Origin of the sequence: Pseudomonas sp. OST1909 (assembly GCF_015277575.1) — a bacterium.
Lineage (GTDB): Bacteria > Pseudomonadota > Gammaproteobacteria > Pseudomonadales > Pseudomonadaceae > Aquipseudomonas > Aquipseudomonas synxantha_A.
In genome coordinates, this window is the sequence record NZ_CP063780.1 from 5,218,248 (window position 1) to 5,243,304 (window position 25,057).

The 25,057-nt window shown below is 61.1% G+C and carries 22 protein-coding genes; 13 read left to right on the forward strand and 9 right to left on the reverse strand.

Features of this window, described 5'->3' with window-relative positions; translation table 11 throughout:
• Window positions 1–4 precede the first annotated feature (4 nt).
• Window positions 5–364 carry a PilZ domain-containing protein gene (locus tag IH404_RS22685; protein WP_005790973.1) on the reverse strand — a complete coding sequence of 120 codons (360 nt, stop codon included), beginning with the start codon at window positions 362–364 and terminating at the stop codon, window positions 5–7.
• 223 nt (window positions 365–587) lie between these two features.
• Complete coding sequence (locus IH404_RS22690) at window positions 588–962, reverse strand: hypothetical protein (RefSeq protein ID WP_005790974.1); 375 nt, start codon at window positions 960–962, stop codon at window positions 588–590.
• A 176-nt stretch (window positions 963–1,138) separates the two neighbouring features.
• Here IH404_RS22690 and pyk point away from each other — a divergent pair, with 176 nt between their 5' ends.
• Window positions 1,139–2,590, forward strand: coding sequence for a pyruvate kinase (gene pyk / locus IH404_RS22695; RefSeq protein ID WP_005790976.1), 1,452 nt, complete (start codon window positions 1,139–1,141; stop codon window positions 2,588–2,590).
• A 160-nt stretch (window positions 2,591–2,750) separates the two neighbouring features.
• Here pyk and IH404_RS22700 read toward each other — a convergent pair whose 3' ends face one another.
• The gene (locus IH404_RS22700) at window positions 2,751–3,683 is read right to left on the reverse strand and encodes an iron-sulfur-binding ferredoxin reductase (protein WP_194439099.1); all 933 of its coding nucleotides are present in this window, start codon (window positions 3,681–3,683) and stop codon (window positions 2,751–2,753) included.
• Window positions 3,684–3,900: 217 nt separating this feature from the next.
• On the opposite strand from IH404_RS22700, the gene IH404_RS22705 reads away from it, so the two are divergent.
• The 5 genes from IH404_RS22705 (at window position 3,901) to IH404_RS22725 (ending at window position 10,933) form a co-directional block, all read left to right on the forward strand.
• Entirely contained in the window at window positions 3,901–5,424 is a 1,524-nt protein-coding gene (locus tag IH404_RS22705; RefSeq protein WP_005790979.1) for a fumarate hydratase, read from the forward strand.
• 182 nt (window positions 5,425–5,606) lie between these two features.
• Window positions 5,607–7,373: an ATP-binding protein gene (locus IH404_RS22710; RefSeq protein ID WP_194439100.1), complete on the forward strand. Its 1,767-nt coding sequence runs from the start codon at window positions 5,607–5,609 to the stop codon at window positions 7,371–7,373.
• Entirely contained in the window at window positions 7,367–8,692 is a 1,326-nt protein-coding gene (locus IH404_RS22715; RefSeq protein ID WP_194439102.1) for a sigma-54 dependent transcriptional regulator, read from the forward strand. Before IH404_RS22710 ends, IH404_RS22715 begins: the two co-directional genes overlap by 7 nt.
• Window positions 8,693–8,906: 214 nt before the next feature.
• Window positions 8,907–10,226 carry an MFS transporter gene (locus IH404_RS22720; protein WP_005790985.1) on the forward strand — a complete coding sequence of 440 codons (1,320 nt, stop codon included), beginning with the start codon at window positions 8,907–8,909 and terminating at the stop codon, window positions 10,224–10,226.
• A 74-nt stretch (window positions 10,227–10,300) separates the two neighbouring features.
• Window positions 10,301–10,933: a flavin reductase family protein gene (locus IH404_RS22725; protein ID WP_194439104.1), complete on the forward strand. Its 633-nt coding sequence runs from the start codon at window positions 10,301–10,303 to the stop codon at window positions 10,931–10,933.
• A 124-nt stretch (window positions 10,934–11,057) separates the two neighbouring features.
• Here the strand turns inward: IH404_RS22725 and IH404_RS22730 are convergent, their stop codons facing one another.
• Together IH404_RS22730 and IH404_RS22735 are read right to left on the reverse strand one after the other, a co-directional pair.
• Window positions 11,058–11,306: a hypothetical protein gene (locus tag IH404_RS22730; RefSeq protein ID WP_194439105.1), complete on the reverse strand. Its 249-nt coding sequence runs from the start codon at window positions 11,304–11,306 to the stop codon at window positions 11,058–11,060.
• A gap of 45 nt (window positions 11,307–11,351) precedes the next feature.
• Window positions 11,352–11,693, reverse strand: a complete 342-nt coding sequence (locus IH404_RS22735) for an antibiotic biosynthesis monooxygenase family protein (RefSeq protein WP_194439106.1) — start codon at window positions 11,691–11,693, stop codon at window positions 11,352–11,354.
• Between the two features lie 328 nt (window positions 11,694–12,021).
• On the opposite strand from IH404_RS22735, the gene IH404_RS22740 reads away from it, so the two are divergent.
• Window positions 12,022–12,951 carry an AraC family transcriptional regulator gene (locus IH404_RS22740; RefSeq protein WP_032879669.1) on the forward strand — a complete coding sequence of 310 codons (930 nt, stop codon included), beginning with the start codon at window positions 12,022–12,024 and terminating at the stop codon, window positions 12,949–12,951.
• A 123-nt stretch (window positions 12,952–13,074) separates the two neighbouring features.
• Here the strand turns inward: IH404_RS22740 and IH404_RS22745 are convergent, their stop codons facing one another.
• The 4 genes from IH404_RS22745 to edd all read right to left on the reverse strand — a co-directional run bounded on the left by IH404_RS22745 (window position 13,075) and on the right by edd (window position 18,184).
• Window positions 13,075–14,544: an ATP-binding protein gene (locus tag IH404_RS22745; RefSeq protein ID WP_005790995.1), complete on the reverse strand. Its 1,470-nt coding sequence runs from the start codon at window positions 14,542–14,544 to the stop codon at window positions 13,075–13,077.
• Window positions 14,534–15,268 carry a response regulator transcription factor gene (locus IH404_RS22750; RefSeq protein ID WP_005790997.1) on the reverse strand — a complete coding sequence of 245 codons (735 nt, stop codon included), beginning with the start codon at window positions 15,266–15,268 and terminating at the stop codon, window positions 14,534–14,536. Before IH404_RS22750 ends, IH404_RS22745 begins: the two co-directional genes overlap by 11 nt.
• Window positions 15,269–15,404: 136 nt before the next feature.
• Window positions 15,405–16,361, reverse strand: a complete 957-nt coding sequence (locus IH404_RS22755; RefSeq protein WP_005790999.1) for a glucokinase — start codon at window positions 16,359–16,361, stop codon at window positions 15,405–15,407.
• Entirely contained in the window at window positions 16,358–18,184 is a 1,827-nt protein-coding gene (edd, locus tag IH404_RS22760; protein WP_005791001.1) for a phosphogluconate dehydratase, read from the reverse strand. Before edd ends, IH404_RS22755 begins: the two co-directional genes overlap by 4 nt.
• Window positions 18,185–18,406: 222 nt before the next feature.
• On the opposite strand from edd, the gene gap reads away from it, so the two are divergent.
• The 6 genes from gap to IH404_RS22790 all read left to right on the forward strand — a co-directional run bounded on the left by gap (window position 18,407) and on the right by IH404_RS22790 (window position 25,039).
• On the forward strand, window positions 18,407–19,408 hold the full coding sequence (gene gap, locus IH404_RS22765) for a type I glyceraldehyde-3-phosphate dehydrogenase (protein WP_005791003.1): 1,002 nt from the start codon (window positions 18,407–18,409) through the stop codon (window positions 19,406–19,408).
• A 132-nt stretch (window positions 19,409–19,540) separates the two neighbouring features.
• A complete protein-coding gene (locus IH404_RS22770; RefSeq protein WP_005791005.1) occupies window positions 19,541–20,059 on the forward strand; it encodes a sigma-70 family RNA polymerase sigma factor in 519 nt (172 codons plus the stop codon).
• A gap of 75 nt (window positions 20,060–20,134) precedes the next feature.
• On the forward strand, window positions 20,135–21,103 hold the full coding sequence (locus IH404_RS22775; protein ID WP_194439107.1) for a FecR domain-containing protein: 969 nt from the start codon (window positions 20,135–20,137) through the stop codon (window positions 21,101–21,103).
• Window positions 21,104–21,218: 115 nt separating this feature from the next.
• Entirely contained in the window at window positions 21,219–23,783 is a 2,565-nt protein-coding gene (locus IH404_RS22780) for a TonB-dependent receptor (RefSeq protein ID WP_194439108.1), read from the forward strand.
• Window positions 23,784–23,920: 137 nt separating this feature from the next.
• Window positions 23,921–24,529: a biliverdin-producing heme oxygenase gene (locus IH404_RS22785; RefSeq protein ID WP_078822215.1), complete on the forward strand. Its 609-nt coding sequence runs from the start codon at window positions 23,921–23,923 to the stop codon at window positions 24,527–24,529.
• 108 nt (window positions 24,530–24,637) lie between these two features.
• A complete protein-coding gene (locus IH404_RS22790; protein WP_005791013.1) occupies window positions 24,638–25,039 on the forward strand; it encodes a YbaN family protein in 402 nt (133 codons plus the stop codon).
• Window positions 25,040–25,057: the final 18 nt, after the last annotated feature.

Below are 25,057 nucleotides of genomic sequence, written 5' to 3' on the forward strand. Positions count from 1 at the left end.
GTGTTCAGACGGAGGCCTGTTGAGGGTCAAAGCTGAAGTACTGCAACAGGGCATCAATCAATTGCCCGTACTCTTCGGGTGCATTCTGCACCCGGAACCCGGAGTCATAGTGCTGAGGATTGACATCCTCATGACTCCATAAACAGGTCGCTGTGAGATCAATCGTCTGAAATTCGCCTTGTGCCGTTGGTACTTTCAGGCACAGCTCAAAATCCACATTGATCATCATGGGTAATTGGCTGATCAACATCAGCCCGTTTTCAGACACATTGCCCAAAAAACCGATTGGTTTGTCGGTGATACGGTTGAACACCTGCAAAAAATAAGGCAATTGATGCCGTTCGATCCGTCGCGCAGTAAACATGATGAAAGTCGCCATCCAATAGCCAAGAGTCTGACTGTGCCAGTGATTCGGAACGAGCAACCGCTCGCTCTCCCTGGATCCCGGTTTGACAACAGGTACCGCTCTTCACCAGACGGCTGCCGAACCCGGGCCTTGCATCCGTTCAAATGGAAACCTATACAAACAGACCTCCAAAGAATAGCCCAAGACTGGCGACGGGCCAGCTATGAAATGACAAATATCATTACAAAGACGCGGGCCGTGGTTTTACAGCGCTCCCGCCTTGGTAATGCCCCAGCTGCTGCAAGGTATCGAGCCGGGCGCGAGCGCGGTAGGCGTACTCGCTCGACGGGTATTGACTGATGATGAACTGATAGGTTTGTGCGGCATCGACAAACAGTTTCTGCCGCTCCAGGCACTGCCCGCGCAACATCGAAACCTCCGGTTGCACATAGCGACGGGTACGGCTTTCGCGATCGACCTGGGACAACTCCAGGGTGACACGTGCGCAGTCGCCCACCCCATAGGCACGGTAGGCGTTGTTCAAATGGTGGTCCATCGACCAGCGGGTACAGCCGACAACACTGACGGCCAGGGCAGCAACAAGCAAAATTCGCATGGGGGTTCTCCTGTCTTGTGCAGTGTATCGACCCCCGGGCGAAAATCTTCAAGGCTGTTTACCCATCCAACTGCAGCAAAAACAAAGGCAATCGTCGATAAGTAGTGCAAACGAACAATGACTACAACGAAAGAGCATAGTAGCCTTCCCCAGCGCTTGAACTCAGGAGTCTGTGCATGTCCGTCCGTCGTACCAAAATCGTCGCCACCCTTGGCCCGGCCAGCAACTCGCCGGAAGTCCTCGAACAGCTGATTCTGGCTGGTTTGGACGTCGCCCGTCTGAACTTCTCCCACGGCACCCCGGACGAGCACAAGGCTCGCGCCAAGCTGGTGCGTGACCTGGCCGCCAAGCATGGCCGCTTCGTCGCATTGCTGGGTGACCTGCAAGGCCCGAAAATCCGTATCGCCAAATTCGCCAACAAGCGGATCGAGCTGAAGATCGGTGACAAGTTCACCTTCTCCACCAGCCACCCGCTGACCGAAGGCACCCAGGACGTTGTCGGTATCGACTACCCCGACCTGGTCAAGGATTGCGGCGTCGGTGACGAACTGCTGCTGGACGACGGTCGCGTAGTCATGCGCGTCGACACTGCGACCCCGACCGAGCTGCACTGCACCGTGATCATCGGCGGCCCGCTGTCCGACCATAAAGGCATCAACCGCCGCGGTGGCGGCCTGACAGCACCGGCCCTGACTGAAAAAGACAAGGCCGACATCAAGCTCGCCGCCGAAATGGAAGTCGACTACCTCGCGGTGTCCTTCCCTCGCGACGCCGCCGACATGGAATACGCCCGTAAACTGCGCGACGAAGCCGGCGGTACCGCCTGGCTGGTAGCGAAGATCGAACGTGCCGAAGCCGTGGCCGACGACGAAACCCTCGACGGTCTGATCAAGGCTTCCGACGCCGTGATGGTTGCCCGTGGCGACCTGGGCGTGGAAATCGGTGACGCCGAGCTGATCGGTATCCAGAAGAAGATCATCCTGCACGCACGCCGCCACAACAAGGCGGTGATCGTCGCGACCCAGATGATGGAGTCGATGATCCAGAACCCGATGCCGACCCGCGCCGAAGTGTCCGACGTGGCCAACGCCGTGCTCGACTACACCGACGCCGTGATGCTCTCGGCTGAAAGTGCCGCCGGCCCGTACCCGCTGGAAGCCGTCCAGGCCATGGCACGCATCTGCGTCGGCGCCGAAAAGCACCCGACCAGCAAGACCTCCAGCCACCGCATCGGCAAGGTCTTCGAAAGCTGCGACCAGAGCATCGCCCTGGCAGCCATGTACACCGCCAACCACTTCCCGGGCGTTAAAGCGATCATCGCCTTGACCGAAAGTGGCTACACGCCGTTGATCATGTCGCGCATTCGCTCCTCGGTGCCGATCTACGCGTTCACCCCGCACCGCGAAGCCCAGGCCCGCGCGGCCATGTTCCGTGGCGTATACACCATCCCGTTCGACCCGGCGTCGCTGGCACCGAACGAAGTCAGCCAGAAGGCTATCGACGAATTGGTCAAGCGCGGCGTCGTGGAGAAAGGCGACTGGGTCATCCTGACCAAGGGCGACAGCTACCACACCACCGGTGGCACCAATGGCATGAAGATCCTGCATGTGGGCGACCCACAGGTCTGAGTGACAGGCTGAAAAAACAAAAGCCCCGCCATGAGAATGGCGGGGCTTTTTGCATTTCAAATGCCGGCTCAGGTGTTAAACCGTCGGGCCTCATCGGGAGCAAGCCCCCTCCCACAGTTAATCGCGTACACCCGCAAAGCCTGTACTCGACAGTCAGCACTCAACCACGGGGCAGGAACACATCGGCCAGCAGTTGATTACGCGGCAGCCCCGCCAGAAACAAGCGCTTGGAAAAGGCTTCGACGCTGGCAGGATGCCCGCAGACCAAGGCCAGGGTTTGTCGCGAAGCAAGCCGCAGTTGCCCCAATGCCTGGGCCAACTCATCTGCAGTCCATAACTCCACCACAATGTTCTGATGCTGCGCGGCCAGCGCCGCCAGGGGTTCGGCCAGGTAGTGAGCCTGGGCATCATGGGCCAGGTGAATGACGCGGATGGCACCCTGGTGTTCCTGGCGCAGCGCTTCGCGCAATACCCCCCACAACGGACCCAGCCCAGTGCCGGAGGCCAGCAGCCACAAGGGCCGGGCTTGCCAGTCAGGGTCGTAGTGCAACGCCCCGCCGCGCAATTCGCCCAGGCGTAACGGCTCACCGACCTTGAAGTGGCGAGCAGCATCACTGAATTCCCCGGGTTGACGGCAATCGATATGAAACTCCAGGTACGGGTCCTGCTGGGGCACGCTCGCCAGGGAATAGGGGCGCGCCACCTGCCCTGCCCACAACACCAGATGCTGCCCGGCGCTGTACCGCAGGCCACGCTCAGGTTGAAGGCGCAGGCGCAGCACCGTCGGACTCAACCAATCGGCACCCTCCACCCGCGCAGGCAGGCCATCACGCAACGGATCAAACGCCTCGACCCTCAGATCAGCGCTGATCCGGCACTGACACGCCAGGCGCCACCCGTCCTGGCGTTGTGCCGAGCTCAGCGCGTCAGGCTGCTGGTCGTCGACTTCGCCCTGGCAACGCACCAGGCACGCATGGCAACTGCCGGCCCGGCAACTGTAGGGCACGGCCACACCTGCCTGATTCAAGGCATCCAGCAGGTTGCTGCCGGTGGTGACCGACCAGTGGCGTTCGCCGACGTACAGTTCAGGCATATCAGGGTCTCAAGCATAAGGAGCGCGCACAGGGAATCATGCCTGCGACAGTTTGACCATAGTCGGGTGTATCGGCCACCGTGCCGGGTTATACTGCCGCGCCTTTTTAGCGTCGCGCCTGCACCACTTTGGCGTGCCTTGGAAAGGTGGGCTCAGCCGACCGATGCAGCACTGAGCCCACCTTTATTGAATGTTCCCTTATAGAGGAGCGCGACTCATGACCGTGATCAAGCAAGACGACCTGATTCAGAGCGTTGCCGACGCCCTGCAATTCATTTCCTACTACCACCCCGTTGATTTCATCCAGGCCATGCACGAAGCCTACCTGCGCGAAGAATCGCCGGCGGCCCGTGACTCCATCGCCCAGATCCTGATCAACTCGCGCATGTGCGCCACCGGCCATCGCCCGATCTGCCAGGACACCGGTATCGTCACCGTGTTCGTGCGCGTAGGCATGGATGTGCGCTGGGACGGCGCCACCATGGGCCTGGACGACATGATCAACGAAGGCGTGCGTCGCGCCTACAACCTGCCGGAAAATGTTCTGCGTGCCTCGATCCTCGCCGACCCGGCAGGCGCGCGCAAGAACACCAAGGACAACACCCCTGCGGTGATCCACTACTCCATCGTCCCGGGTAACACCGTGGAAGTGGACGTGGCGGCCAAGGGCGGCGGTTCCGAGAACAAGTCGAAAATGGCCATGCTCAACCCGTCCGACTCGATCGTCGACTGGGTGCTCAAGACCGTTCCGACCATGGGTGCCGGCTGGTGCCCACCAGGTATGCTCGGTATCGGCATCGGCGGCACTGCCGAGAAAGCCGCGGTGATGGCCAAGGAAGTGTTGATGGAATCCATCGACATCCACGAGCTGAAAAAGCGCGGCCCGCAGAACCGTATCGAAGAGATGCGCCTGGAGCTGTTCGAGAAGGTCAACCAACTGGGCATCGGCGCCCAGGGCCTGGGTGGCCTGACCACCGTGCTCGACGTGAAGATCATGGACTACCCGACTCACGCCGCTTCCCTGCCGGTGTGCATGATCCCCAACTGCGCCGCCACCCGTCACGCGCACTTCGTGCTCGACGGTTCGGGCCCGGCGTCGCTGGAAGCGCCATCGCTGGACGCCTACCCGGAAATCGTCTGGGAAGCCGGCCCATCGGCTCGCCGCGTCAACCTCGATACCCTGACCCCGGAAGAAGTGCAGAGCTGGAAGCCGGGCGAAACCGTATTGCTCAACGGCAAGATGCTCACCGGTCGCGACGCGGCGCACAAGCGCATGGTCGAGATGCTGAACAAGGGCGAAACCCTGCCGGTGGACCTCAAGGGCCGCTTTATCTACTACGTCGGCCCGGTTGATCCGGTGCGCGAAGAAGTGGTTGGCCCAGCGGGCCCGACCACCGCGACGCGGATGGACAAGTTCACCCGTCAGATCCTCGAGCAGACCGGCCTGTTGGGCATGATCGGCAAGTCCGAGCGCGGCCCTACCGCTATCGAAGCGATCAAGGACCACAAGGCCGTGTACCTGATGGCCGTGGGCGGCGCCGCCTACCTGGTGGCCCAGGCGATCAAGAAGTCCCGCGTGGTGGCGTTCGCCGAGCTGGGCATGGAAGCCATCTACGAGTTCGACGTGAAAGACATGCCGGTCACCGTTGCAGTCGATAGCAAAGGCGAATCGGTACACATCACCGGTCCTGCCATCTGGCAGAAAAAGATCAGTGAGAGCCTGGCGGTGGAAGTGCAGTAAGCACTTTCTCCACAAGCATAAAGGCGACTGCGGCCCATGGCCCAGTCGCCTTTTTTATACCTGAAGCGATTGCCATGGCGAACGCTGTGAAATGTGGGAGCTCCCACACAAGCTCGTTCGCCACAAGATCCAGACAGCTCATGCTATGGTGCTCGCCCCTCACTGTGCCTGTTCATCATCGTATGATCGTGATCCCTCGCCCTCTGCGTCTGACGTTTTACTCGTTGCTAATCATCGCCGGCGCAGTGCTGGCCGCCGCCTTGGCCACCCGCCATGCCGAGCGCCAGGCCCTGGTGGATGAAGCCGCTCGCGCCAATCAACAGCTGGCGTTGTATGCCAACTCGCTGCATACCTTGATCGAACGCTACCGCGCCCTCCCCGCCGTGCTGGCGCTGGATTCGGAAATGATCAGCGCGCTGAAGGGCCCACTCGACAGTGCCACCCAGGATGTACTCAATCGCAAGCTCGAACGCATCAACGGCGCGGCCCAGTCCTCCACGCTGGAGCTGATGGACCGCACCGGCCTGGCCGTGGCCGCCAGCAACTGGAATTTGCCCAGCAGCTATGTCGGCCACAATTACGCGTTCCGTCCGTATTTCAGCCAGACCTTGAGCCAAGGCACCGGGCGCTTTTACGCGGTGGGGGTGACGACCGGCATTCCGGGGTATTTCCTGTCCAGCGCGGTGGTCGATGAACACGAGCAGTTCCTCGGCGCCATGGTGGTCAAGCTGGAGTTTCCCGAACTGGAACGCGAATGGGCCCAGGGCAATGACTTGCTGCTGGTCAGCGATGCACGCGGCATTGTGTTTATCGCCAACCAGCCGGGCTGGCGTTATCGCAACCTGCGGCCGCTGTCAGAGAGTGACCTGGCTGAACTCAAGGCCACCCGCCAATACGACAAGAAGCAGCTGCAACCCTTGGATACCCAGACCCTGCAGCGCTTCGACGACAACAGCCACCTGATGCGCGTCAACGGCCCGGACGGCAGCGCCAACTACATCTGGGAATCCCTGCCGCTGAAAGCCGAAGGCTGGACCCTGCACCTGCTGCGCAAACCGCAGTTCCCGTTTGAAGACCAACGCAACGCCGGCCTCGCCGCCGCCGGGTCCTGGCTGGCGCTGGTGTTTCTTGTGCTGTTCCTGAGTCAACGCTGGCGCCTGGCTCGCCTTCGCCAACGCAGCCGCGAAGAACTCGAACACTTGGTAGAAGAACGCACCCAGGCCCTGCGCACCGCCCAGGATGGCCTGGTTCAATCAGCCAAACTGGCGGCGCTGGGGCAGATGTCCGCCGCCCTTGCCCATGAGATCAATCAACCGCTGACCACCCAACGGATGCAGCTGGCCACGCTGCGGCTGTTGCTCGACCATGGCCGTGTGGACGACGCCTACAAGGCGCTCACGCCGCTGGATGACATGCTGACGCGCATGGCCGCGCTGACCGGCCACCTCAAGACCTTCGCGCGCAAAAGCCCCAGCGGCCTGCGCGAACGCCTGGATCTGGCCACCGTGGTCGACCAGTCCCTGCACTTGCTCGACGCGCGCCTGCGCGATGAGGCCATCGGCGTGGTGCTGGACCTGGCCCGCCCGGCCTGGGTACGCGGCGACGCGATCCGCCTGGAACAAGTACTGATCAACCTGCTGCGCAACGCCCTGGACGCCATGGCCGACAAGCCGCGCAAACGCCTGGAAATCCGTCTGCACGCCGATCAGCAGCTGTGGCAGTTAAGCGTCAGCGACAGCGGTGGCGGGATTGCCGAAGAACATCTGAACAACGTATTCGACCCGTTCTTCACCACCAAACCGGTGGGTGACGGGCTCGGCTTGGGCCTGGCGGTGTCCTACGCTATCGTGCATGAATTGGGCGGGCGCCTGATCGCCGGCAATCATGGGGACGGCGCAGTCTTTACCCTGACCCTGCCCGTCGCGCTGGAGACACCTGACCTATGTTGAACGCAGTGATTGTGGTGGATGACGAAGCCAGCATTCGTACGGCCGTCGAGCAGTGGCTGAGCCTGTCGGGGTTTGACGTTCAGTTGTACAGCCGTGCCGAGGAATGCCTGGCGCACCTGCCGAAGGACTTCCCCGGAGTGATCTTGAGCGATGTGCGTATGCCCGGGCTCAGTGGCCTTGAATTGCTGGCCGAGGTACAGCGGCGCGATGCCGACTTGCCGGTGATTTTACTCACCGGCCACGGCGACGTGCCAATGGCCGTCGAAGCCATGCGCGACGGCGCCTACGACTTCCTGGAAAAACCCTTCAGCCCGGATGCCCTGCTCAACAGCCTGCGCCGGGGGCTGGACAAGCGCGGCCTGATCCTGGAAAACCGTCGCCTGCACCAACAGGCCGATCACCGTGCACAACTGGAATCCAGCCTGTTGGGGGTGTCCAAGGGCCTGCAAACCCTGCGTCGCCAGGTGCTGGACCTGGCGACACTGCCGGTCAATGTGTTGATCCGTGGCGAGACCGGCAGCGGTAAAGAACTGGTTGCCCGCTGCCTGCATGATTTCGGCCCACGAGCCAAAAAGCCGTTTGTGGCGCTCAATTGCGCGGCTATCCCCGAGCAATTATTTGAAGCCGAGCTGTTCGGCCACGAAAGCGGCGCCTTCACCGGCGCCCAAGGCAAGCGTATCGGCAAGCTGGAGTACGCCCATGGCGGCACCGTGTTCCTCGACGAAATTGAAAGCATGCCCCTGGCGCAACAGGTAAAACTGCTGCGCGTGTTGCAAGAGCAGAAGTTGGAGCGATTGGGTTCCAACCAGAGCATCAATGTCGACCTGCGCATCATCGCCGCTACCAAGCCGGACCTGCTCGAAGAAGCACGCGCCGGGCGTTTTCGCGAGGACCTGGCTTATCGCCTGAACGTCGCACAACTGCGCCTGCCGCCCCTGCGCGAGCGTCGCGAAGACATTCCGTTGTTGTATGAGCATTTCGCCCAAAGCGCTGCCGAGCGTTTGGGCCGCCATCTTGAGCCATTGAGTGGGCCGCAGCTGAGTCGCCTGCTCAGCCATGACTGGCCGGGCAACGTACGTGAACTGGCCAACGTCGCCGAGCGCCAGGTGCTGGGGCTTGGCGAGCCTGAACCTGAAGGTATTGAACCTGGGCAATCGCTGGCCGCGCAGCAGGAGGCTTTCGAGGCGCATTGCCTGAAAGCCGCGCTGACCCGGCATAAAGGCGATATCAAAGCGGTGCTGGCCGAGCTGCAACTGCCGCGACGGACCCTCAATGAAAAGATGCAGCGGCATGGGTTGGTGCGGGAAATGTTCCTCTGATCCTGCTTATGTAGCGATTGCAAGGACGTCTTCGCGAGCAGCCATAAGCGGATTTCCGCTCATCCCCCAAAAATCATCGGCAACTTTCCGCTCAAAAAAACCTCGCGACCCTTCTATTCCGGGCCTTCATCCACTTGGCACAGCTTCTGCTATAGCCCAAGCCAGGCAGTGCTCAAGCACGCTCCATAAAAACAACTAGATGAAGGATCCTTCAATGGATAACTCCAACTCCCTGCCTCTGGGATCGGCGTCTGCGCCGGCAAAAGAACGCACCACTTCCAGCCGCATCAAGTCGATCTTCAGTGGATCGGTCGGCAACATGGTCGAGTGGTACGACTGGTACGTCTACGCCGCCTTCTCGCTGTACTTCGCCAAGACGTTCTTCCCCAAAGGCGACACCACCGCCCAACTGCTCAACACCGCCGCGATCTTCGCCGTGGGCTTCCTGATGCGCCCTATCGGTGGTTGGCTGATGGGCCTGTATGCCGACAAGGTCGGGCGTAAAAAAGCCCTGATGGCCTCGGTCTACCTGATGTGCTTCGGCTCGCTGCTGATTGCCCTGAGCCCTGGCTATGAACTCATCGGTATCGGTGCGCCGATCCTGCTGGTGTTTGCCCGTTTGCTGCAGGGCCTGTCGGTCGGTGGCGAATACGGCACTTCCGCCACTTACCTCAGCGAGATGGCGACCAAGGAACGTCGTGGTTTCTACTCCAGCTTCCAATACGTGACCCTGATCTCCGGCCAACTCATCGCGCTGGCGGTGCTGATCGTGCTGCAACAACTGCTGACTACCGAACAGTTGTACGCCTGGGGCTGGCGTATCCCGTTCGCCATCGGCGCCTTGTGTGCAGTGGTCGCGCTCTATCTGCGTCGTGGCATGGAAGAAACCGAGTCGTTCACCAAGAAGGAAAAGGCCAAGGAAAGCGCAATGCGCACCTTGATGCGCCACCCCAAGGAACTGATGACCGTGGTCGGCCTGACCATGGGCGGCACCCTGGCGTTCTATACCTACACCACCTATATGCAGAAATACCTGGTGAACACGGTCGGCATGAGCATCTCCGACTCCACCACCATTTCGGCAGCCACGCTGTTCCTGTTCATGTGCCTGCAGCCGATCATCGGCGGGCTTTCGGATAAAGTCGGCCGTCGCCCGATCCTGATTGCCTTCGGTGTCCTGGGTACCCTGTTCACCGTGCCGATCCTCACCACCCTGCACACCATCCAGAGCTGGTGGGGCGCGTTCTTCCTGATCATGGCGGCGCTGATCATCGTCAGCGGCTACACCTCGATCAACGCCGTGGTGAAAGCCGAACTGTTCCCCACCGAAATCCGCGCCCTGGGCGTGGGCCTGCCGTATGCGCTGACGGTGTCGATCTTCGGCGGTACCGCTGAATACATCGCGCTGTGGTTCAAGAGCATCGGTATGGAAACTGGCTACTACTGGTACGTGACCGCATGTATCGCAGTGTCGTTGATGGTCTACGTGACCATGAAAGACACCCGCAAGCACTCGCGGATTACCACGGACTAAAAAATGTGGGAGGGGACAACCCCCCTCCCACATTGGATATGATGTGGGCCCCAGAATCGAGAGCAGAACAGGTCATGTCCGACGATATCCACTTCTACGAACCCGCCAACGGCCACGGCCTGCCCCATGACCCGTTCAATGCCATCGTCGGCCCACGCCCGATTGGCTGGATCTCCTCGCACGACAGCGGAGGCCGCCTGAACCTGGCGCCTTACAGCTTCTTCAATGCATTCAACTACATCCCACCGATCATTGGGTTTTCCAGTGTGGGGCGCAAAGACAGCTTGAATAACATTGAGCAGACCGGCGAGTTTGTGTGGAACCTGGCCACTCGCCCGTTGGCCGAGCAGATGAACCAGAGTTGCGCAGCGGTCTCGGCGGATGTGAATGAGTTCGAGTTGTCCGGCCTGACGCCGGTGGCTTCGAAAGTCGTCGCTGTACCCCGCGTCGGCGAGAGCCCGGTGTCGTTTGAATGCAAAGTGACGCAGATCATCCAACTGCAACGCGCCGACAAGGAGCTGGTGCCAAGTTGGCTGGTGCTAGGCGAAGTGGTTGCGGTGCATATCGCCAAGTGGTTGCTCAAGGATGGCATCTACGACACCGCAGCCGCCGAGCCGATTTTGCGCGGCGGCGGCCCGGCGGATTACTTCCAGTTGGGCCCGCAAGCGCTGTTCAAGATGTACCGACCAGGCGCCGCAAAACCCTGACTGAAATACAGTCAAATTGTGGGAGGGGGCTTGCTCCCGATGGCTATGTATCAGCTAAAAATTTGCTGGCTGATACACCGCTATCGGGAGCAAGCCCCCTCCCACATTTGATCGGCAGCGTTCGTTAGTTGGAAGCCGTTGCCCAAGTCAGTTGACCTTCCACGTCCACGTCGACCAGGTCCTCAAGCTGCACAGTGGCCGCGTCATCGGCATCGGACGCGGTCTTGAACTTCTGCCCGTCAAGGATCTTGTGGAACTTGGGGGCGCCCATGCCATCCAGTGCCTTGACGGCGATGGCAGCGCTATAGCCACCCTCTTCTTCACGCACCAAGGCGGAAACGGCTTCGTGGTGGGCAAATTGTTTACGTGCCATGTTGCAGGTCCTGGCCAATGGAAAAGTCGGCCATTGTAAACCGGTTCAACCGGCCAGTTGCAGGTACTCGCCGTAGGCGTTGACGGCAGATGCATCGGTGAAGGTCTGGAAGTCCATGCTGCGCACGACCATGTCGTTGAGCAACTGCGTAAAAATCATCAAGGTCGGTGAGCTGAAGTAGGCACTCATGGCCTCCTCGCTGCTCCAAAAACCTGATACCAGCCATATATCAGGATCGACCTGGGAATGCTGCAACGAAAATTGCAGGCAACCTGGGGCTTGGCGACCCGGTTCGATCAAACTGCTCAAGCGTGCACCGAGTTCGGTGCTGCACCCGCTACGGGCGCGGATAAAGGCCATGTGGCTCGCGGGAATGGGGGTGGACATGTTCGACTCTCCCGTTGAGAAGTGATGCTCGGCAAGCACGGTGAGGGTGTGTTGCCACAGGATCAAAGATAGCGGCCCGGCTGAGGATGCGGTTAGTCGATTCCTGCAGGCTTATTGCACAATCCTGCGAGAAACATAGAGAGGACGTTTGGCCCCCGGGATTTATTCCATGCACCGGTCCAGTGTTTCAGGGAGATGACAGGCGGCCTGCTTGCCTGATTCACTACCTATCGCAGGATCAGGCAAGGATCCTGCAGAATCGACGTAACACTTTTTGAAAAGCTGCCGCTAAGCTGAGCCCATCAAAGCAGCGTGTAGAGGACGCCCCATGTCGTCGCCCGAACCAAAGCCCATCCCCGTCGATGCCGAGATGGAGAAACAACGCGCCGAGCTGGCCAGTATCGTGCACCGCCACACCTGGGAAGATGGCTCCTACGGCACGGCGATCACCTCGCTGTATCTGAACCGCCACAACACGCCACGGGATTTCATGCCGGTGCTGGTGGAACCTGCGCTGTGCATCCTCGCCAGCGGCAGCAAGGAAGTGCGCCTGGCCGACGAAATCTTTGCCTACGACCCGCTCAATTATCTGGTGTTCTCGGTCGCCATGCCGGTAGCCGGCAGAATCATCGATGCCACCCCGCAAGACCCCAACCTGTCGGTCCGCATCAATATCGATCCGGCCCAGCTCACCGCGCTGATTGCCGAAGCCGGGCCTATGGGTGTGCCGTCGCGTCCCACCTCTCGCGGCATGTATGTGGACCGCATCGACACCCCGTTGCTCGACGCTGTGCTGCGCCTGGCCCGCCTGCTGGACACGCCCAAAGACATCGCCATGCTCGCGCCGTTGATCAACCGTGAAATTCTCTATCGCTTGCTGCGGGGCCCACAGGGTTATCGCCTGTATGAAATTGCCGTGGCCAACAGCCAGAGCCATCGCGTCAGCCAGGCGATCAAATGGCTGAACGGCAACTATGAACAGCCACTGCGCATCGACGACCTGGCCAAGGAAGTGAACCTGAGCGTCTCGACCTTGCACCATCGCTTCAAGGCGATTACGGCCATGAGCCCGCTGCAATATCAGAAGCAGCTGCGCTTGCAGGAAGCCCGGCGCTTGATGATTGCCGAAGGGCTGGAAGCCTCGGCCGCAGGGTATCGGGTGGGGTATGAAAGCCCGTCGCAATTCAGCCGGGAATACAGCCGATTGTTTGGGGCGCCGCCGCTGCGCGACCTGGCCCGGTTGCGCCAAAGCATCTGATGTACGCAGAGCAAAATGTGGGAGCCGGCTTGCCTGCGATGGCGGTGTGTCAGTCACTAATGAGTCAACTGAACCACCGCTATCGCAGGCAAGCCAGCTCCCACATTTGAGCTCAGGTGTTTGTTAGTCCAAGGTTCTTGGTAGTTGCAGGGTGACGCGCAGTCCGCCTTCGCGCAGGTTCTGCAAACTCACTTCACCGCCATGGCTATGGGCAATGTTGCGCGCGATCCCCAGCCCCAGGCCATACCCCTGCTGCTGGCCGGCCAGGCGAAAGTGCGGTTCAAATACCTGCTCCAGACGCTGCTCCGGCACACCGGGGCCTTCGTCATCCACATGCAGGACGAACTGCACACCATCATCTTCGATATGCAGATGTGCGTTCTGCCCGTACTTCAAGGCGTTGTCGATCAGGTTGCCGATGCAACGCTTGAGCGCCAGCGGCTTGCCCGGGTAGGCCGCCAGGGCCGCGCCATCAAGGGTTACCCGCCCATTGCCGTTGGGTGCCAGGTAAGGTTCCACCAGGCATTCGAGTACGTGGTTGAGGTCCACCGGCTGGATGTTTTCGTGGATGTCGGTGTCTTTCACGCATTGCAGCGCGCCTTTGACCAGCAGTTCCAGCTCATCCAGGTCGCGGCCGAATTTGGTTTGCAGGTTCTCGTCTTCGAGCAATTCCACACGCAACCGCAGGCGGGTAATCGGGGTGCGCAAGTCGTGGGAAATTGCGCTGAACAACTGGCTGCGTTCGGTCAGGTAACGGCTGATGCGTTCGCGCATTGCGTTGAATGCGCGGCCCACTTCCACCACTTCACTGCCGCCGCCTTCGGCTACCGGTTCTACATCGGCGCCCAGCGACATATCCCGCGCCGCCCGCGCCAGGCGCTTGAGCGGCCGGCTTTGCCAATGCACCAGCAAACCGATAAAGAGCAGCAAAAAACCACTGGTCAGCACGATAAACCACACCTGCTGGGACGGCAGACCCTGTTCTTCAAGGCTGGTGTACGGCTCTGGCAACAGCGAGGCGATGTACAGCCATTCGCCGGGAGCCAGTTGAATCTGGGTGACCAGCACTGGCGGGTTTACCGGTTCCAGGGTCAATGCGTAATGGGCCCAGGAGCGTGGCAGTTCGTCGAGCTTGAGGCCGGCATTGAAGATGCGCAGGTCTTCGGCGCTGACGAACTCCACCGAGATATGCACATCGGCGCCCAGGGTTTGGCGTAGCACCTCATCGACCGCCTCCAGCACCGCTTGCTTGCGTGGCGTCTGCGGCAGGATCGCCATGTCCAGCGGGCGATCATTGAGGGTCACTACAAAGCGGGTACCGCCCATGCTGCGCAACTGATCAAGGACCAAAGGCCGATAGGCCACCGGCAGCGAACGAAAATAACTCACGCTGGCGGTCATCGAGTGCGCCAGGCTGCGGGCGCTGGTCACCAGGCCCTCAAGCTGGGTGGCGCGCAATTGCGACACCCAGATCACGCTGGACAGCGCCTGGGCGAACAGCACGGCGAGCAAGGTCAGCAGTAACATGCGCCCCAGCAACGAACGTGGCACCGGAAAGCGGCGGCGGCGCTCGGTCAAAGGTTCAGTGGGCATTGCCGGCAACCACGCTGGCTGCCAGTTGATAACCGCTGCCGCGCACGGTGCGGATCAGCCTCGGGGGTTTTTCGGTATCGCGCAGGCGTTGGCGCAGGCGGCTGACCGCCATATCGACGATACGGTCAAGCGGCATCAGGTCACGGCCGCGGGTAGCGTTGCCGATAGTATCGCGGTCGAGGATCTGTTGCGGGTGATCAAGAAACAACTTGAGCAAGGCAAAGTCCGCGCCGGAAAGGATGACCTCTTCGCCATCAACGTGAAACAAGCGGTGGCTGATCATGTCCAGGCGCCATTCATCGAAGACCAGTACATCACCGCCAGTGCTGCGCTCCTGGCCGAATTGGCAACGGCGCAGCAGCGCCTTGATCCGCGCCTGCAACTCGCGAGGGCTGAACGGCTTGCCGATATAGTCGTCAGCGCCCAGTTCCAGGCCGATCACGCGGTCGGCTTCGTCGGAACTGGCGGTGAGCATGATGATCGGTACCTGCGCCTGGCGCGGGTGCTGGCGGATCCAGCGGCACAGACTGAACCCGTCTTCATCCGGCAACATCACATCGAGGATGACCAGGTCGCACGGCGCCTCGTTCATCGCCTGGCGGAACCCCGCACCATCGGCCACGCCACGGACCTGGAAGCCGGCGCGACTGAGGTAGGTTTGCAGCAATTCGCGGATCTCCTGGTCGTCGTCGACGAGGAGAATGGATTTACTGATTACGCTCACGGGGGCCTCCTTGTTGTTATGGGGTGTTCTGTAGGGCCTCATCGGGGGCAAGCCCCCTCCCACATTTGCCTGCATTCCAAAGTTGGAACGCGGTCAAATGTGGGAGTGGGCTTGCTCGCGATGAGGCCATCACAGCCTATGCAAAAGCCTGCTCAAGCGCCACGCCAGCCCCGGTCAGCCCCGAATACGGCGCTGTCACCAACCACACCGGAATACCTTTGAAGTAGTCGCTCATGCAGCCTTTATCCGCAAAACTTTTGGCGAAACCGCTGGCGATAAAGAAGTCGGCAAACCTGGGTATCACCCCACCCACGATGTACACGCCACCGCGCCCACCGGTGGTCAAGACGTTATTGCCCGCGACCCGGCCCAGCCAGATGCTGAACTGGTCCAGCACTTCCATGGCTACCGCGTCACCGGCCAGGCCCGCTGCGGTGATGGCTTCGGGCGTGTCCAGCACCGGCTCGTGCCCGTCCACCGCACAAATAGCGCGATACAGACGCGGCAACCCGCCGCCGCTCAATACGGTCTCGGCGCTGACATGGCCGATCTCCGTGTAAATATGCTGCCACAGCTGGGTTTCCCGCGGGCTGCTCAGGGGCAGGTCGACGTGCCCGCCCTCCCCCGGCAATGCCGCGAAACGCCCGGCGCCAAGGTCCAGCAAGGTGCCAACGCCCAGGCCAGTGCCCGGGCCGATCACCACCGCTGGGCGCAACGGCTCCTGCGTGCCTTCGCAGACCACGCGGAACTCGTCGGGCTTAAGACGCGTCATGCCCAGGGCCATGGCCGAGAAATCATTGACCAGCAGCAGTTCATCCACTTGCAGGGCTTGGCAAAACGCCGTCTTGCTCAGGCGCCAGTGATTGTTGGTGAACTTGAACTCATCGCCACTCACCGGCCCGGCCACCGACAGGCACACCGCACCGATGTCCCCGATTTCCAGGCCTTCCTCTGCGAGATAGACCTTGATCGCTTCTTCAGGGCTTTGGTGATCCGCTGTGGCATGCACGCGGATCGAATGCAGCTCCTGATCTCGCCATAACGCAAAACGGGCGTTGGTACCCCCGATATCACCGACCAGCGCAAGCTTCACTTAAGCGTCTCCAAGGCAGAGGTAAAGGCGCTGGCGCCCTGCTCTGCGGAGCTTGCGGCCAAGCGCATGAATGCAAACAGCTCGCGACCTGCCCCCACGTTATTGCCCAACAGGCCCGTGGCAGGCGTGCGCGCTGCAAATACTTCGGCGTCCACTTTAAGCTCCAGGGTGCCGGTGACGCCATCGACGCGGATGATATCGCCATCCTGCACCCGCGCCAGCGGCCCGCCGCTCTGGGCTTCGGGGTTGACGTGGATCGCGGCAGGGATCTTACCCGAGGCGCCGGACATTCGCCCATCTGTTACCAACGCCACTTTGAAACCACGGTCCTGCAACACGCCGAGAAACGGGGTCATCTTGTGCAATTCCGGCATACCGTTGGAACGTGGCCCCTGAAAGCGCATCACCGCAACGAAGTCTTTTTCCAGCTGGCCCGCCTTGAAGGCGTCGGCCAGGTCTTGCTGGTCCTGGAACACCACCGCCGGCGCTTCAACCACCTGATGCTCGGGCGCGACAGCCGAAACTTTCATCACGCCACGGCCAAGGTTGCCTTCCATCACGCGCAAGCCGCCTTCCGGCGAGAACGCACGGGCCACGGGGCGCAGGATGGTTTCGTCGAGGCTCTCGATCGGGCCATCGCGCCAGACCAGCTCGCCGTCCACCAGGAACGGTTCCTGGATATAGCGGCTCAGGCCCTTGCCGGCCACGGTGTTGACGTCTTCGTGGAGCAGGCCGGCTTCGAGCAGTTCGCGGATCAGGAACGACATGCCACCCGCCGCCTGGAAGTGGTTGATGTCGGCCTTGCCGTTTGGGTACACGTGGGACAGGGTCGGCACCACCTCGGAGAGGTCGGCCATGTCTTGCCAGGTCAGGATGATGCCCGCCGACATGGCGATGGCCGGCATGTGCAGCGTATGGTTGGTGGAGCCACCCGTGGCGTTTAGCGCAACGATGGAGTTGACGATGGATTTCTCGTCGACGATCTCGCCGATCGGCGTGAAGTTGCCATTGGCCTTGGTCAAGCGCGTGACCTGGTGCGCCGCTTCGCGGGTCAACGCGTCACGCAGCGGCGTGTACGGATTGACGAATGACGCGCCCGGCAAATGCAGGCCCATCACTTCCATCAACAACTGGTTGGTGTTGGCGGTGCCGTAGAAGGTGCAGGTGCCGGGGCTGTGGTAGGACTTCATCTCCGATTCCAGCAGCTCTTCGCGGCTGGCCTTGCCCTCGGCGTAGCGCTGGCGCACATCGGCTTTCTGCTTGTTGGAGATACCCGACGGCATCGGGCCGCCCGGCACGAAGATCATCGGCAGATGGCCGTAGCGCAGCGCGCCCATCATCAGGCCGGGGACGATCTTGTCGCAGATCCCCAGCATCAGCGCGGCGTCGAACATGTTGTGGGACAGCGCTACCGCCGTGGACATGGCGATGACTTCACGGCTGAGCAGGCTCAGTTCCATGCCCGGCTCGCCCTGGGTCACACCGTCGCACATGGCGGGGGTGCCGCCGGCGAACTGGCCGACCGAGCCCACTTCACGCAGGGCTTTCTTTATTTGTTCAGGGAAATGTTCGTAGGGCTGATGCGCCGAGAGCATGTCGTTATAAGAAGAAACAATTGCCACGTTGGCGGCATTCATCATGCGCAGGCTGTTTTTGTCTTCGGTGCCGCAACCGGCTACACCGTGGGCGAAGTTGGCGCATTGCAGCTTGCCACGCATCGGACCGTCGCTGGCTGCGCCGCGGATGAGCGCAAGGTAAGCCTCGCGGGTGGCGCGGCTGCGGGCGATAAGCCGTTCGGTGACCTCAAGAACGCGGGGATGCATGTATAGAACTCCAGGCTAACGGATGTGGCGACCTGAGTGTCTATGCTGATCAAACGCCCACGGCTCATGGGATGGCAGGGGGTCGTTTGGATCATCGGACCAGTTGATTCAGGTCACTCGTTGTAGATTGAACAAAATATTGCCACTAAAAAGGCTTGTTTTCTATTTTTATGCGAATAATCTTGTAATTCTTACAACAAATCGACGACAGGCACTTTTCCAATGACTCTACGTATCGCAATCAATGGTTTTGGCCGTATCGGCCGTAATGTCCTGCGCGCACTGTATACCCAAGGCTATCGCCAGGATTTGCAGATCGTCGCCATCAATGATTTGGGCGACAGCTCGATCAACGCCCACCTGCTCAAGTACGACACCGTACACGGCACTTTCGATGCAGAGGTCGCCCACGATCAGGAAAGCCTGACCGTCAATGGTGACCGGATTGCCGTCAGTGCCATTCGCAACCCCGCCGACCTGCCGTGGGCTGCGCACAAGATCGACGTGGTGTTCGAATGCACCGGCCTGTTCACCGACCGTGACAAGGCTGCCGCCCATATTACCGCCGGCGCACGCAAGGTGATCATCTCGGCTCCGGCCAAGGGCGCGGATGCGACCGTGGTCTACGGGGTAAACCATGACATTTTGCGTCAATCCCACCAGATCATCTCCAACGCGTCGTGCACCACCAACTGCCTGGCGCCGGTCGCGCAGGTGCTGCACCGTGAGCTGGGTATCGAAAGCGGCCTGATGACCACCATTCACGCCTACACCAACGACCAGAACCTGACCGACGTCTACCACACCGACCCGTACCGCGCGCGCTCGGCCACCCAGAACATGATCCCGAGCAAAACCGGCGCGGCTGAAGCCGTTGGCCTGGTACTGCCGGAACTGGCGGGCAAGCTGACCGGCATGGCGGTGCGGGTACCGGTGATCAACGTGTCTCTGGTGGACCTGACTGTGCAGTTGAAGAAAGAAGCCACGGCCGATGAAGTCAACGCCCTGCTGAAACAGGCCAGCCAGCACTCGAAGATCCTCGGTTACAACACCCTGCCGCTGGTTTCCAGTGACTTCAACCATAACCCGCTGTCGTCGATCTTCGATGCCAATCACACCAAGGTCAGCGGCAAGTTGCTCAAGGTGCTGGCCTGGTACGACAACGAGTGGGGCTTCTCCAACCGTATGCTGGATAACTGCCTGGCGCTGTGCAACGCCGAGTAACCCCAACTGTGGGAGGGAGCAAGCCCCCTCCCACAGTTACATTTTGTCCAGAGTAGGTTCAGGGAAATAGCCACTTGCCATTTCAGTTGATGATAAGCATTATCATTCGCTGCAAATCGGTCTGGTATCACTGTGAGCCAATCTCGCTTCAACCAAGTCTTTCTCACCCAACGGGTGATTCTGCTACGCACCTTGCAGCGGATGGTGAATAACCACAGCACTGCCGAGGACCTGTTGCAGGAAACCTACCTGCGCGTCACTCGGGCCCTGAGCGAGCGGCCGATCGACCACCTTGAACCCTTTGTCTACCAGACCGCGCGCAACCTGGCGCTGGATCACCTGCGCTCGCGCCGGATCCAGGCCCGCACGTTGCAGGAAGACGTGCCGCTGGACGTGCTGCAAAGCGTTGCCGCCCCTGCCAGCACACCTGAAGAAGCCATTCAGGCCGAGCAACTGCTGGAGCATCTGAGCGTCAGCCTCGGCCAGCTGAGCGCTCGTCAGCAGCGGATTTTCATCCTCAGCCGCCTGCACGGTTGCAGCTACCAGGAGATTGCCGATCAGTTGAACGTGTCCTTGAGCACCGTACAAAAGGAACTGAAATTGATCATGGCCATCTGTGTAGGTGTGGCCGAACGGCTGGATCAGCCTTAAGCTCCATCCGACAGAGCTATCGATCCACGCTGTACGAAAAAATGAATAGAACGTGGCGAAGACCCGAGGAACACCGTGACGGACCCGAATAAACTGCGCCCCCATGCGTTGGCTCATGAGGTGCTGCAAGACACGGCCATGGACCAAGCCCTCGACTGGCTGATCGCCTTGCAGTGCCCGCAACCCGGGCAGCAGGCCGAGTTCGACGCCTGGCTGGCCGAGGACCCGGCGCATGTCCACGCGTTCAGCAAGGCCCAGGCGGCCTGGGCAGGTGCACCGGTACACAGCGCCGCCGTGGCCCTGGCGGTGCCACGCAAGCCAAGCGGTTGGCGCCGGATCAAACCGCACTGGAAGCCCTTGGCCACCGCGGCCGTGCTGTTGATCGGTCTGTTCAGCTTCAGCAACTTGCCGATGCGCTTGCAGGCCGATCACCTCACCGTGGTCGGCGAGCGCCAGCGCCTGCAACTGGACGATGGGTCCAAGGTGCTGCTCAACACCAACTCGGCATTTTCCAGCCGCATCACCGACCACCAGCGCATTGCGCGCTTGTACCAGGGCGAAGCGTTCTTCGACATAGCCCCCAGCCGCGGTCTGGCCCTGGAAATCGACGCCGGCCCCGTGCGTGCCAGCGTGCGCGACACCGCCTTCGCCGTGCGCTACCTCGATGGCGAGGCCCAGGTACAGGTGCAGCGTGGCGATGTCGACCTGAGCAACACCTTCGACGATGCCCGCGTACGCCTGAGTGCCGGGCAAAGCATCCGCATCGGCCCCAAGGGTTTCGGCCAACCGGCCAAGCTCGATGTCGGCAAGGATCTGGCCTGGGTGCAGGGTCGTCTGGTGTTCGAAAATTGCCCGCTGAGCGAAGTCCTGGCTGAACTGCGCCGCTATTACCCTGGCTGGATCGTCAACAACAATGAGCAACTGGCCAGCGTCGCCGTCACCGGCAACTATCGCCTCGACCAGCCCCTGGACGTGGTGCGCTCCCTGGCCCACATCACCTCGGCCAAGCTGTCGGAATACCCGGCGCTGGTAATCCTGAACTAAATGAGAATTATTTTTACTCGATGTTAACCGGCGATACGTCTCGTTATAGCCAATGCAACTGATTCCTATTTGGTTCAGTTCGCAACTATAAGATTCGTATCCCGGAGCGCTCTCGATGTCCTCTCGTTTCAACCGCCGGTGTTCTTCGCCCGTTTTGTCCTTGCTGACCGCTGCGATCCTGCTGGCTGGCGCGCCCGTCATGAGCGCCACCGCCGCCGAACCCGCCCCTCGCAGCCACGGTAATTACAACTTCAGCATCGAGCAGCAACCGCTGGTGTCGGCGCTCAACGCCTTTACCGCGGTGACCGGCTGGCAAGTCGGCCTGCCGGCAGAGCTGGGCCAGGGAGTGTCGTCCCCTGGCGTGCGCGGCCCGCTGTCGCCGGAAAAAGCCCTGGAGCGGTTGTTGGTGGGGACCAACCTGAGCTACCGCAAACTGGGCAATAACAGCATCGTGCTGGAGAAACGCGCCGCGGGCGGCGCCCTCGCCCTGCAACAGGTGACCATCAGCGCCACCCGTAACGAACAGGATGTGAACAGCGTACCCAGCACCGTCAGCGTGCACGACCGCGAGGAACTGGACCGCCAGAACACCAACAACATCCGCGAACTGGTGCGCTACGAGCCCGGTGTCTCCGTCGGCGGCGCCGGCACCCGCTCAGGCAACGCGGGCTATAACATCCGTGGTATCGACGGCGACCGCATCCTCACCCAGGTGGACGGCGTCGAAGTGCCCAACAACTTCTTCAACGGCCCCTACGCCAAGACCCGTCGCAACTACGTCGACCCGGAAATCGTCAAGCGCGTGGAGATCCTGCGCGGCCCGGCCTCGGCCCTGTACGGCAGCAACGCCATCGGCGGCGCGGTGAGCTATTTCACCCTCGACCCGGACGACATCATCAAGCCCGGCAAGGACGTCGGTGCCCGCCTGAAAACCGGCTACAGCTCCGCCGACGAGAGCTGGCTGACCTCCGGCACCTTCGCCGGGCGGGTACAGGACTTCGATGGCTTGCTGCACCTGAGCCAGCGCAATGGTCATGAAACCGAATCCTACGACGGCAACAACGCCACCGGCCTGGCCCGCACCGGCGCCAACCCGGAAGACGCGCGCACCACCAACGTGCTGGCCAAGCTGGGCTGGAACTATGGCGATGACAACCGCCTGGGCCTGACCTACGAGAAGTTCAAGGATGACCGCGACGTCAACCTGAAGAATGCCGTAGGCGGCCCGTTCATCGGCGGTCGAGGCATGAACCTCTACCGTGCCCGCTCGGGCAACGACACCATCACCCGCGAGCGCTTCGGCCTGGAAAACACCTTCGCCCTGGAGTCGCCGATCGCTGATCGCATCAAGACCAGCCTCAACTACCAGATCGCCAAGACCGACCAGACCACCGCCGAGATCTACCAGGCTGGTCGCCGCGTACTGCGTACCCGCGACACCCTTTACGAAGAAAAACAGTGGGTCTTCGACGCTCAACTGGACAAGGCGTTCAGCGTCGGCGAAACCGACCACCAGGTGACCTACGGCACCACCCTCAAGCAGCAGAAAGTCACCGGCTCGCGCGAAGGCTCGGCCTCGTGCCTGGCCATTGGTGGCGGCTGCACCGCCATCGGCGCGCCCAGCCCGCAAGCAAGCGATAGCGTGAAGAAGGCCAGCGACTTCCCCGACCCGACCATCAACACTTACTCGTTGTTTGCCCAGGACCAGATCAGCTGGGATAAATGGACCTTCCTGCCCGCCGTGCGGTATGACTACACCCGGCTCAAGCCCAAGCTGACCCAGGAGTTCCTCAACACCGTCAACCCAACTGGCGAATATGCCGTCGATGGCAAGGACAAAACCTGGCACCGCGTCACGCCAAAGTTCGGCCTGACCTACGCCCTGACCGATAACTACACCTGGTTCGGCCAATACGCCGAAGGCTTCCGCACCCCCTCGGCGAAGGCCCTGTATGGCCGCTTCGAAAACCTCAACATTGGCTACACCGTCGAACCCAACCCCGACCTCAAGCCGGAGACCAGCAAAGGCATCGAGACCGGGATACGCGGCAAGTTTGACGAAGGCTCCTTCGACATCGCGGTGTACTACAACAAGTACCGCGACTTTATCGACGAAGACAACGCCGTGGTCGGCGGCACCGTGGAGCAGTTCCGGGCCGTCAATATCAAGCGCGCCACCATCAAGGGCGTGGAAGCCAAGGGCCGCCTGAACCTGGATGCGTTCGGCGCGCCGAAGGGCCTGTACACCCAGGGTTCGATTGCCTACGCCCACGGTCGCAACGACGACAATGGCGAACCATTGAACAGCGTCAACCCGCTCAAGGGCGTGTTTGGCCTGGGCTACGACCAGGACAACTACGGCGGCCTGCTGAGCTGGACTCTGGTGAAGAAACAGAACCGCGTCGACAGCACCACCTTCCACGCTCCCGACGGCAGCACTGACGGCCCGTTCAAGACCCCGGGCTTCGGCATCCTCGACCTGACCGCCTACTACAAGGTCACCAACGACGTGACCATCAATGGTGGCCTCTACAACCTCACCGACAAGAAGTACTGGAACTGGGATGACGTGCGCAGTTACGACAGCGTCGGCGAAGCTGGCGTAACCGGCCCGGCCAACCTCGACCGCCTGACCCAGCCCGGACGCAACTTTGCGATCAACCTGATCTGGGACATCTGATCCACCCGCCTCACCTCGCCGGAATCCATCAGCGGCGGGGTGAGGATTTTTTACTGTGCCACGTCTTCTTGTTCGTCTAGTTGATAACAGCTCTCTTTAAGGGCACCCAGGCGCTCCCTCTTTCAAGGATTTTTTACATGACCGCTTCTCCTACCGCAGAACGCCCAAGCCTGCGCTCCCAGCGCCTGAACCAGATCACCAATGAACCGCACACCAAGCTGGATGCGTTGGTGAAGGCTCATGCGCCGTTCGAAACCCAAGCCAACTTCGCCCGCTTCGTGGTGGCCCAGTACCTGTTCCAGTCGGAACTGGTGGCGCTGTACAACGATGCCGCGCTGAACACGATCATTCCCGACCTGGCCGCCCGCTGCCGCGCCGAAGCCGCCAAGCTCGACCTGGCTGACCTGGACACCGACGTTCCGGCTCCGGTCGCCGGCGCGGTGAAAAACCCAAGCCAGGCCGAAGCCCTGGGTTGGTTGTTCGTGTCCGAAGGCTCCAAGCTGGGCGCCGCGTTTCTGATCAAGCGCGCCGTGGGCCTGGGCCTGAGCGAAACCTTCGGGGCCCGCCACCTGGGCGAACCGGCCGGTGGCCGCGCCGAAGGCTGGAAAAGCTTCACCCGCACCCTCGACAGCCTGGAGTTCAGCGCCGAAGAAGAAGCTGCGGTAGAAAAAGGCGCGATCGATGCGTTTGTGCGCTTCACCGTGTTGCTGGAACAGGCGTACGCTAGCGCCCCAGAAATGGCGTAAATGTTCCGGTAGACATCGGCTCAATGTGGGAGCAGGCAAGCCAGCTCCCACATTTGAGTGCATTTCATGGCAGATAATGTGTAAACCCTCCCACCAGAAAACTGCAGCATGACCGGCAAAACCCAATCCACCTCAAAGATCGCCCAACTTCTCTATGGCCTGCTGGCCTACGTCAGCCTGGGGATTGGCTTGGTCGCGATTGTCATACCGGGTTTGCCGACCACCGAATTCATCCTGCTGGCCGCCTGGGCCGCCACCAAAAGCTCACCGCGCTTAAGCGCCTGGCTGGAAAACCACCGCCTGTTCGGGCCGATCCTGTTCAACTGGCGCAACGGCAAGATCATTGCGCGCCGGGCCAAGGTCAGCGCCACCGTAAGCATGGTCCTGTGTGCAGTCTTGATGCTGGTGATGCTTGATCATGGCTGGCCGGTGTACCTGGCCATCGCCGGAATGAGCCTGGGCAATCTGTGGATCTGGTCCCGCCCCGAGCAGCTCGCACGGCCCGTATAACGCCCGGCGTAGGCATTT

Bases quoted from the DNA above. Each gene is read 5' to 3' on its own strand.
- IH404_RS22685 (WP_005790973.1), bottom strand. From the start codon at position 364: ATGTTTACTGCGCGACGGATCGAACGGCATCAATTGCCTTATTTTTTG.
- IH404_RS22690 (WP_005790974.1), bottom strand. From the start codon at position 962: ATGCGAATTTTGCTTGTTGCTGCCCTGGCCGTCAGTGTTGTCGGCTGT.
- pyk (WP_005790976.1), top strand. From the start codon at position 1,139: ATGTCCGTCCGTCGTACCAAAATCGTCGCCACCCTTGGCCCGGCCAGC.
- IH404_RS22700 (WP_194439099.1), bottom strand. From the start codon at position 3,683: ATGCCTGAACTGTACGTCGGCGAACGCCACTGGTCGGTCACCACCGGC.
- IH404_RS22705 (WP_005790979.1), top strand. From the start codon at position 3,901: ATGACCGTGATCAAGCAAGACGACCTGATTCAGAGCGTTGCCGACGCC.
- IH404_RS22710 (WP_194439100.1), top strand. From the start codon at position 5,607: ATGATCGTGATCCCTCGCCCTCTGCGTCTGACGTTTTACTCGTTGCTA.
- IH404_RS22715 (WP_194439102.1), top strand. From the start codon at position 7,367: ATGTTGAACGCAGTGATTGTGGTGGATGACGAAGCCAGCATTCGTACG.
- IH404_RS22720 (WP_005790985.1), top strand. From the start codon at position 8,907: ATGGATAACTCCAACTCCCTGCCTCTGGGATCGGCGTCTGCGCCGGCA.
- IH404_RS22725 (WP_194439104.1), top strand. From the start codon at position 10,301: ATGTCCGACGATATCCACTTCTACGAACCCGCCAACGGCCACGGCCTG.
- IH404_RS22730 (WP_194439105.1), bottom strand. From the start codon at position 11,306: ATGGCACGTAAACAATTTGCCCACCACGAAGCCGTTTCCGCCTTGGTG.
- IH404_RS22735 (WP_194439106.1), bottom strand. From the start codon at position 11,693: ATGTCCACCCCCATTCCCGCGAGCCACATGGCCTTTATCCGCGCCCGT.
- IH404_RS22740 (WP_032879669.1), top strand. From the start codon at position 12,022: ATGTCGTCGCCCGAACCAAAGCCCATCCCCGTCGATGCCGAGATGGAG.
- IH404_RS22745 (WP_005790995.1), bottom strand. From the start codon at position 14,544: ATGCCCACTGAACCTTTGACCGAGCGCCGCCGCCGCTTTCCGGTGCCA.
- edd (WP_005791001.1), bottom strand. From the start codon at position 18,184: ATGCATCCCCGCGTTCTTGAGGTCACCGAACGGCTTATCGCCCGCAGC.
- gap (WP_005791003.1), top strand. From the start codon at position 18,407: ATGACTCTACGTATCGCAATCAATGGTTTTGGCCGTATCGGCCGTAAT.
- IH404_RS22780 (WP_194439108.1), top strand. From the start codon at position 21,219: ATGTCCTCTCGTTTCAACCGCCGGTGTTCTTCGCCCGTTTTGTCCTTG.
- IH404_RS22785 (WP_078822215.1), top strand. From the start codon at position 23,921: ATGACCGCTTCTCCTACCGCAGAACGCCCAAGCCTGCGCTCCCAGCGC.
- IH404_RS22790 (WP_005791013.1), top strand. From the start codon at position 24,638: ATGACCGGCAAAACCCAATCCACCTCAAAGATCGCCCAACTTCTCTAT.